The organism is Acinetobacter sp. YH12023, from assembly GCF_013420135.1.
Lineage (GTDB): Bacteria > Pseudomonadota > Gammaproteobacteria > Pseudomonadales > Moraxellaceae > Acinetobacter > Acinetobacter amyesii.
Window position 1 is genome coordinate 116,711 of sequence record NZ_VOYU01000012.1, and the last position, 8,657, is coordinate 125,367.

Genomic DNA, 8,657 nt, shown 5'->3' on the forward strand with positions numbered 1-8,657 from the left:
TCTCATTTCCCTTGTTCCAAAGGAAGACCGGCATCACGAGCAGCACGCGTGCCGCCCATTAATATTACATATTCACGTGAGCTGTCAAAACCCTCTAGTAACTCTGCTGCACGTGGAGCTTTACTTCCACCACCACATAAAATGTAAATGGGTTGATCCGTTGACACCTGAGTCAGTGCATCTGATGACAATGCGTTGATCGGTCGGTTAACCGCACCTTTCACATGTGCTTCAGCATAAGCACTTGCATCGCGAACATCCCAGATAATCGAGTCTTCTGGGAACTCAAATGTTGTAATTTCTTGTTTACGGATCATTGCGCACTCCTTTTGATGTAAACAACACTTGGCAAATGAAGAAAACATCCCTAGCATCTCAGATATTCTTTCCCTTTGTAAAGGTCTAATCTATGCCTTCTTTTGATATTGTTTCCGAATTAGAAGTTTTTGAAGTAAATCATGCAGTTCAAAACACGCAAAAAGAAATTGCGACGCGTTTTGACTTCCGCGGTCATGACGTTTCAATTGAGTTAAATGAGAAAAATAAGGAAATCAAAATCTCAACAGAAAGCGATTTCCAATGTGAACAAGTGTATACCATGCTCGAAAATCATTTCTTCAAACGTAAAGTAGACATTCAAGCACTGGATCCACAAAAAATGACGGCTTCTGGTAAAAACGTCATTCAAGTGATCAAACTAAAAGACGGTCTTGACTCTGATACTGCAAAAAAAATCAATAAAGCCATTAAAGAAAGCGGCATTAAAGTGCAATCTTCTATTCAAGGCGACAAAATTCGTGTGACTGACAAGAAACGTGACACTTTGCAACAAGTGATGGCGTTCTTAAAAGAGCAACAGTTTGGTGTGCCGCTTCAATTTAATAACTTTAAAGACTAAGGCATTACATTTGCCATAGAGGACGACATGACACGACCAAACCGCCTACATAAAATCGTAAACGCATCATCTAAATTACCGAAAGGTCTTCAGAGTCGTTTGCTCAGTCAAGCATTTGGTCGCGTCGTGCCTATGGTCGGTACCGCTAAAATTCGTTATCAACATGTCAGCCCTGAGCGTGTTGAGGTGAGCATCGCCAATCATAAGGCGATGCAAAACCATATCGGGCAAGTACATGCCTGTGCCATGGCGCTGATCGCAGAAACAGCCACAGGCTTTGTCACAGCAATGAACGTCCCAGACAGTGCCATTGTCCTGATTAAAAGCTTCAAAGTTGATTTTAAACGTCCAACCCAAGGTGGGATGAAAGCCATCGCAACGCTTACACCCGAACAGCAACGACAAATGCAAAGCACAGAAAAAGGTGAAACCTTAGTACAGGTCTTAGTCACCGATGAATCTGGTGAAGCACCGATTCAATGTGAAATGCTTTGGGCGTGGGTGGCAAAATCCGCTCTGAAAAATAAATAAATGTAAATAAAACTTACTTTTAAGTAAGTATAAGTTTTACCAAATTTCAGCAAAATCAAGACTGTTTTTTACTATTTATACGCCGTAATTCCGCTCAATATGCTTGCACGACACAAATATATTGAGCACTTTATGAAAAAAATCATTCCCCTTTCATTCATCAGCATGGCGGTTTTTTTAACTGCATGTCAAAGTACTATTCCTGCAACGCCAGCGACTCCAAATCAAGCGGCTGAAAGCAATATTCAAACCAGCCAAGCGGCGGAAAATAAGAAAATCGTCATCGATTTTTATGAAGGTGTCTTTCTTAAACATCAGGTTAAGACATATGCTGACCGATATATTGGCAATCAATATATTCAACATAATCCGCATGTACCTGATGGCAAGGCGCCATTTGTCGATTACTTCACCCAGTATTTTAAACAAAATCCTGAAGCAAAAAACCAGATCAAACGTGCTGCTGCCGAAGGTGATTTGGTCTATTTACATGTGCACTCTACGCAAAATAATAAAGACCGTGGAGAAGCCATTATTGATATCTTCCGTGTTGAAAATGGCAAGATCGTCGAACATTGGGATGTGCAACAGAGCATTCCTGAAACCAGTGCCAATTCAAATACAATGTTCTAATTTCTCAGTCACTATTCATAAAAAAGCCACTCGATTGAGCGGCTTTTTTTTTTGCGTCTAACTTTAATTAAGCTTGATCTGCAACAAATTTAGCTTTTGCATCCGCAGGAATTTGACGCTTAGCACCTTTCACATCGACAGCGACAAATGTAAATACACCTTCGGTTACGCGAATTGGATCACGTGAACTGTCGTGACTATCCCAAACTTCAATCTGCATTTGGATAGAGGTATTACCCACTTTTAAAATTTTGGTATATACACTGATGACATCCCCGACTTTCACTGGAACGAGGAAGGTCATTTGGTTAATTGAAATCGTTGCACAGCGTCCTTGACTGAAACGCTCTGCGTGAATTGCACCGGCCAAGTCCATTTGTGACACGATCCAACCACCGAAAACATCACCACTCCAGTTGGTGTCTGCAGGCATCGCGATGGTTTGTAGGGAAAGCGTTCCTTCAGGTTTTACATGAGTTTCTGACACTTTAGCTCCTGGCGCTGACATTTATTGAGGTAGATTTAACTGCTGGTTGAGCCATTGTTGTAACTCACCAGCACGCATTGCACCACTTATTCTAGCAATTTCGTTGGTTTTATTCATCAAAACCAGTGTAGGAATACTACGAACATTAAATGCACCGCTCAATCGAGGGTTTGCTTCGGTATCAATTTTGGCAAAAACCACCTTCGGATTTGATTTTGCAACTTGTGCAAAGTGTGGCGCCATCATCTTACATGGTCCACACCATTCAGCCCATAAATCAATCAGCACAGGTAAATCACTATTGCTAATAAAGTTGGCAAAGTTATTTCCATTCAACTCGATGGGCGCCAGTGGAATCAATGCTTGGTGACATTGACCACATGCAGGTCCAACTTCGAGTTTTTCTTCAGGTACACGGTTTTTTGCACCACATTTAGGACACACAACGATCATTTAGCTGACTCCAACATGTTGATGTAAAAATTCTAATTGGGTTGCCATGGCTTTTTCAAACCATTGCCCATGATAAATATCAAAATGTTGCATTTCCCACTCATAATACTGCACATACGGTGCAATATTGGTCGCAGTTTCACGGCTTGATTCGATGGGAATCAAACTATCTTCTTTGGCTGCAATAAAAAGTACTGGTATACTAATTTTACGTACATCTAATATTGGGCGATAACGGATTAACTTAAAAAAGGCCCGAGCTGGAATTTCGCCACTCCAATAAAAATCAGGATTGACAAGCGATAAATAGCCGGCATAACTATCTTCAGACTGTAAAAAACACAATCGATGTGGATGAACTACAGGTAAAGTCGTTGGACTCATCCCAACTTTAGACCCCATATAGTCCTGACTCGATAATTTTAACGCTTTAGGTAATTGCTGTAAGGGATACAATTTTGCACTTTCAGCGCCGTCGACAAATGGGACTTGTACCATCACCGCTTTAATATTTTTAAGCTCTGCCGCCAAACTAAGTACATAGCCACCACTCAGCGATGTTCCCCATAATACAATGCGTCTCGAATCAATCGATTTACGCTGCTGTAAATGATCGATCATGGTCCGCCAATCTTCAAGTTGAGCTTTAAGATTCACCAACTCTCTCGGACGCCCTGTACTGCCACCCCAATAGCGATAATCAAACAACACGACAGCATAACCCGCTTGTACAAAGCGTTTTGCATATTGCACTAATTTAAATTGGCGTAATGCCGCTAAACCATGTGCCATGAGAATGACTGCAGGTTTTTCAACAGATTTTGGACGATAAAAGTCAGCAGCTATAACATCTTGTCCGCTTTTGACATACAGTGGTTCGACTGTATAGGCGTGCATACGCGCTCCATTGCGTTATTTTATGGTTGTAATCGCTTATAAAAATTTAAGAACATTCTGCTCAAGTTTGTGCTTAATGCTATCATAAAGCATAAATCTATGAATTAAATTATGGAGTGACTCAATGAGCGAAAATGTTGGTTTTGCAGGTCAAATCGGCCCAGAACATGTAGCGCAAGTGGTTGAAAAAGGCTTTAAATCGATTATCAATAACCGCCCTGACATGGAAGGTGGTCCGGAGCAACCAACCAGTGCTCAAATTGAAGAAGCAGCTCGTAGCGCTGGTTTAGACTATGTTCATCAACCTGTTGTTGCAGGTCAAATTTCTGAGCTAGATGTCCGTAACTTTGCTAATCATTATAATGAATTGCCAAAGCCAGTGCTCATGTTCTGCCGTACAGGTAATCGTTCAAATAACCTATATCAACTAGCAAAACAGATGGATCTTTTGGATGACTAAGGCTTTCATTCAAAAAGCTTTATTGATCGCAACTTGCGTCTTTTCAGCACCCACATTTGCTGATAATAGCAGTCAACCCTTAAATGCAAATTTAAGTGTCTCAGGGCAAATGACCACAGATAAATTTTCAAGTTTACTCAAACAACTTAAATTTAAATCTGTGATTGTGAACCGACCAGATAATGAGACAGGCAATGAAGTGACTGTTTTACAGTTAAGAGGGATTGCTGAAAAATCTAATGTGAGTGTTGTGTATCAACCAGTGCAAAGCGGTAAAATTTCTCAAACAGACGTGAAGGAATTTGCCAAATACTATAATGAGCTTCCTAAACCCATTTTGATGATTTGTCGCAGCGGCTCTCGTTCGACAGCTCTTTTCAATCAAGCTAAGGCTCAAGGTTTGCTCAATGAATAAATTCGTGTTTACCGTTTTATTTACAACGTTGTTGCTAACAGGGTGTAATTCTATGAATGTACGTCCAACCGTTGGTGTAAGTGTCGGGACTACACTTTGAATTGAACAGTCCCTACAATAAAAAACAGCGCCGAAGCGCTGTTTTTTATTTATTAACGAATCGTATATTCTTGTTTTGTGATTTGTCCTGTCGGAGCTGTCACAGAAAGCACTAAACTATCGCCTGAGTCACATTCTTTTAAGCGGTAAGAGTAAAACACTTGTGAACTTGAAGAGAATGTAGATGGCGTAAGCAAGTTGAATACTGAAGGTACAGCGGCATTACCACTCCAAAGCTCTGCTGAACAAGACTTTTCATTGTCTTTGGTATTATCTTCAGCTTTCAATGCAACAGTTGTACCCGTTGGCATTGGAACAGATTGCGCACTATTACCAAATAATTTAAAAGTGAAGTTTGACTTAGTCTCTGATACAGCTAGGTTTGTAATGGTTGGAACATCATTACTAAATGAAAATACCAGTTGTTGGCGAATGACTGCTGACAATTCAGTGTTACATGTACCCGATATATTTGGTTGAATAAATGTACTAGCCGCGCATGTATTCCCTACAGCTCCACGTTTATATAAAAACTCACCTAAAGCCGCTTCAAAAATCGTGTTTTCATTATCATCACGGAAGAAGTCACCAATATTACTTGTTAACTCATCCACACCTGCAGTGTATAGGTTATCTGAGTCTTTATCGATATAAGACTTATCTCCTTCAACATATGCCAATACCGTTACACGGTTATCTGCAGGTCGTGGATTTTGAGTCTGCAATACAACACTACATTCACCATCTGCTGTTGAACAGTTAGGCGTGATGCTACCGCCTTCAGTAACGAAACTTACAACTGTACCATCAGGAACTTTATTACCTACTCGGTCACGTAAACGTGCAACGATTGTCGCTTTATCCCCATCAACATCCCATTGTAATGCATTTTTTGATACAGATAGACTTAAACCATTTTGTGTAACACGGCCTGTTGCCACTGAAACATCTTTAGTTAATGCGCTGACACTTGTATCACTGACTAATGTTGCTTTTAATTCTACAGGGCCAGGTAAGCTACCAGGGAAGATATCAACTACAATTTTACCGTCATCATTAGATTTAATAACTTTCTGTGTTTTATTATGTAATGCAATAAAACTCAAATCAGTTGGTGCATAAATGAGCTCAACCAAGACATCTTGGTTTTTAGCAGGTAAATTATTTGAATAAACTGTAAATTCTACTTTACCAGATGCACTTGAGCCGCTATTTGCAGCACCAAGTTTTACTTCACCTGAACTATAAACCAGTGAATTGGCTTTAATAGGATTTATTGTAATATTTTTAGTAGTGGTGGTTGCACCATTATTCGCAGTAATTGTAATTGCTTGGGTGCTTGAGCAAAGCTGACCACCTGATGAAATTGCAGTATATGTTGTTTCAACCAAACCTTGATTTGAATTTACTGAACTATTCGTAAACGTACCGCAATCAGCTTTGAAATTGACTTGTACATTATTTTGTACAGCATTTGAAGTAGCATCAACAGTTGTTAAACTAATTTTAACCGTTCCACCAGCATCAATACTTGATTGATCAAAAGTTAAATTATCAAATTTTGTTTTCAGTGCTTCAACAGAAACAAATGAATCGCTTGTATTCGCCGTATTACCATTAAGCTCTGCATTTGCAGATATTTTAAAAATACCTGTTTTTGTTTCATCGGTCGGCTTAATGCCAATTTTAGCAACACCTTCAGCATTTGAAAGAACTGTTGCATTTGAAGTTTCAAATGTAATATTTTCACCAGTAAACGTAACGAGTGCACCACTTACTGGCTGTCCATTTTGATCAGTTACTTTTACGCTCGCACTTGCACCTAAAATCGTCAAGATCGTAGTTTTCAGATTATTACTATCAGCAAGTTCAACATTTGTAATATTTAATTTTGCAACTACAGGCGTTTCAATCCCATTATCGGTACCAGAACCATTCCCGTTATTACTTTCCCCTTGATTAAAATAACCATCACTACCACCACCACCACAACTAGCCAACAATACGGCTAAAGCTACAGCTGACAGTTTCATAGTCACTTGTTTTTTTTGCATGGAATTCCCCTAAAACCCTCAATATATATAGAGTTGTTATAAATATTTATTGGTAGCTATGTAACCATAGTTATAGCTTTATGTAAACAAAAGGAAGACAAATGTTTGATATGTTAAATTTGAAGAATGAAGGAGAATTTTATGTACGACATCATCATTATCGGTGCAGGAACAGCAGGCATTTCAGCCTATAAAGAAGCAATTAAAAAAACACAAAATATTCTTATCATTAATGATGGTCCTTGGGACACCACCTGTGCACGTGTCGGTTGTATGCCCAGTAAAATACTTATCTCTACTGCCAACCGTATGTACGAAATAGGATATGCTGATAATTTAGGGCTAGATGTCAAAAGTGAAATTGATACCTCTAGCGTCATGCAACATGTTCAAACCTTACGTGATCGTTTTACACGAGCCACTTTAAAAGATGTTGAAAGTTGGCCAAGCCAACATAAAATTTCAGGAAAAGCTGAATTTATTAATTCAAATACCATTCAAGTAAATAACCAAACATTTAAAGCAAAATCATTTATCCTTGCAGTAGGTACAACGCCTGCTATAGATACAGAACAAAAACAAATATTAGGCGATAAATTAATTACATCCGATCAGATATTTGAATTAGAACAACTCCCAAAATCTGTCGCAGTTATTGGAAGTGGCGTCATCGCTTTGGAATTAGCGCAAGCTTTAACACGCCTCAATGTAAACACAACCGTTTTTGCACGTAGTCGAAAAATTGGCTCACTGAGTAGCCCTATATTGCAAAAGCTCGCACAGGAAGAATTAAGTAAAGAGTTAAAGCTAAAGTTTGAAATTTTACCTGAACATTACTCTGTTGAAGGCGATCTAGTTCATCTAACCTACACTGAAGAAAACGTACAAAAAACGCTACAAGTTGACTATGTCTTAGCTGCAACTGGCAGACATACATTATTAAATACATTAGGTTTAGAACGTATAAGTGCCGAATTTAAAGATTTAAAAAAATTACCGATCGACCCTCATACAAAGCAATTAGCAGATTATCCTATTTTTATCGTCGGTGATGCACATACCAATACCCCTATCCAACACGAAGCAGCTCATGAAGGCAAGTTTGCTGTACAAAACTGTTTAAATTTTCCACAAACTAAATCCATCAAGACGCTAACACCTTTAGGCATCTTATTTTCTACACCACAAATGGCAACTATTGGTCAAAGCTATAAGCAACTACAAGATAAAAACACAGAATTCGTCATTGGTTTCGTTTCTTACGAAAGACAAGGTCGTGCGATTGTTACTGCTAAAAATAAAGGGGCTGCCGAAGTATATGTGGATACAATTAACCATACACTATTAGGAGCTGAGCTATTCTGTGCAGAAGCTGAACATTTAGCACATTTGCTAGCTTGGATGATTTCAGAAGAACTAAGCATACATGAAATTTTGGATAAACCTTTCTATCATCCAACTTTAGAAGAAGGGTTAAGAACAGCATTAAAGCATGCACGACGTCAGTTAAGATAATTTTATCATTCTATGTAAACTTATAGCGTTGGATATCCAACGCTTAATTTCCGTATCCCCCTCTATCTTTTTCCTTTCCCTTTTTCCCCACATAAAAAAACACCCCCTGCACGAGTCAGGGGGTGTTTCGAATAATGAGCTGGCGATGACTTACTCTCACATGGGTAACCCCACACTACCATCAGCGCTAAGAGGTTTCACTTCTGAGTTCGGGA

Annotated in this window: 11 protein-coding genes; 6 read left to right on the top strand and 5 right to left on the bottom strand. The window is 39.1% G+C overall.

The window, feature by feature from the left end; all coding sequences use genetic code 11:
* Nucleotides 1-2 precede the first annotated feature (2 nt).
* Nucleotides 3-317 carry a rhodanese-like domain-containing protein gene (locus FTT92_RS13525; protein WP_078194202.1) on the bottom strand — a complete coding sequence of 105 codons (315 nt, stop codon included), beginning with the start codon at nucleotides 315-317 and terminating at the stop codon, nucleotides 3-5.
* Nucleotides 318-409: 92 nt separating this feature from the next.
* Between FTT92_RS13525 and FTT92_RS13530 the strand changes: the two genes are divergently transcribed.
* The 3 genes from FTT92_RS13530 (at nucleotide 410) to FTT92_RS13540 (ending at nucleotide 2,062) form a co-directional block, all read left to right on the top strand.
* Nucleotides 410-898, top strand: coding sequence for a YajQ family cyclic di-GMP-binding protein (locus tag FTT92_RS13530; protein WP_078191316.1), 489 nt, complete (start codon nucleotides 410-412; stop codon nucleotides 896-898).
* Between the two features lie 27 nt (nucleotides 899-925).
* Complete coding sequence (locus FTT92_RS13535) at nucleotides 926-1,429, top strand: DUF4442 domain-containing protein (RefSeq protein ID WP_180108113.1); 504 nt, start codon at nucleotides 926-928, stop codon at nucleotides 1,427-1,429.
* A 132-nt stretch (nucleotides 1,430-1,561) separates the two neighbouring features.
* The gene (locus FTT92_RS13540; RefSeq protein WP_180172365.1) at nucleotides 1,562-2,062 is read left to right on the top strand and encodes an ester cyclase; all 501 of its coding nucleotides are present in this window, start codon (nucleotides 1,562-1,564) and stop codon (nucleotides 2,060-2,062) included.
* A gap of 67 nt (nucleotides 2,063-2,129) precedes the next feature.
* Here FTT92_RS13540 and FTT92_RS13545 read toward each other — a convergent pair whose 3' ends face one another.
* Genes FTT92_RS13545 through FTT92_RS13555 form a run of 3 tightly spaced genes read right to left on the bottom strand, consistent with a single transcriptional unit; the run spans nucleotide 2,130 to nucleotide 3,899 of the window.
* Nucleotides 2,130-2,549 (bottom strand): acyl-CoA thioesterase, encoded by a 420-nt coding sequence (locus FTT92_RS13545; RefSeq protein WP_180172366.1) that lies wholly within the window; start codon nucleotides 2,547-2,549, stop codon nucleotides 2,130-2,132.
* A 21-nt stretch (nucleotides 2,550-2,570) separates the two neighbouring features.
* Nucleotides 2,571-3,002, bottom strand: a complete 432-nt coding sequence (gene trxC / locus FTT92_RS13550) for a thioredoxin TrxC (protein WP_180172367.1) — start codon at nucleotides 3,000-3,002, stop codon at nucleotides 2,571-2,573.
* Nucleotides 3,003-3,899 carry an alpha/beta hydrolase gene (locus tag FTT92_RS13555; RefSeq protein WP_180012069.1) on the bottom strand — a complete coding sequence of 299 codons (897 nt, stop codon included), beginning with the start codon at nucleotides 3,897-3,899 and terminating at the stop codon, nucleotides 3,003-3,005. It lies immediately after the preceding gene.
* 124 nt (nucleotides 3,900-4,023) lie between these two features.
* On the opposite strand from FTT92_RS13555, the gene FTT92_RS13560 reads away from it, so the two are divergent.
* Both FTT92_RS13560 and FTT92_RS13565 read left to right on the top strand, forming a co-directional pair.
* Complete coding sequence (locus FTT92_RS13560; protein WP_180172368.1) at nucleotides 4,024-4,359, top strand: TIGR01244 family sulfur transferase; 336 nt, start codon at nucleotides 4,024-4,026, stop codon at nucleotides 4,357-4,359.
* Nucleotides 4,352-4,774, top strand: coding sequence for a beta-lactamase hydrolase domain-containing protein (locus FTT92_RS13565; RefSeq protein WP_180172369.1), 423 nt, complete (start codon nucleotides 4,352-4,354; stop codon nucleotides 4,772-4,774). Before FTT92_RS13560 ends, FTT92_RS13565 begins: the two co-directional genes overlap by 8 nt.
* A gap of 152 nt (nucleotides 4,775-4,926) precedes the next feature.
* Here FTT92_RS13565 and FTT92_RS13570 read toward each other — a convergent pair whose 3' ends face one another.
* Nucleotides 4,927-6,927, bottom strand: a complete 2,001-nt coding sequence (locus FTT92_RS13570; RefSeq protein ID WP_180172370.1) for an Ig-like domain-containing protein — start codon at nucleotides 6,925-6,927, stop codon at nucleotides 4,927-4,929.
* A gap of 141 nt (nucleotides 6,928-7,068) precedes the next feature.
* Between FTT92_RS13570 and FTT92_RS13575 the strand changes: the two genes are divergently transcribed.
* A complete protein-coding gene (locus tag FTT92_RS13575; RefSeq protein ID WP_180172371.1) occupies nucleotides 7,069-8,442 on the top strand; it encodes a dihydrolipoyl dehydrogenase in 1,374 nt (457 codons plus the stop codon).
* Nucleotides 8,443-8,657: the final 215 nt, after the last annotated feature.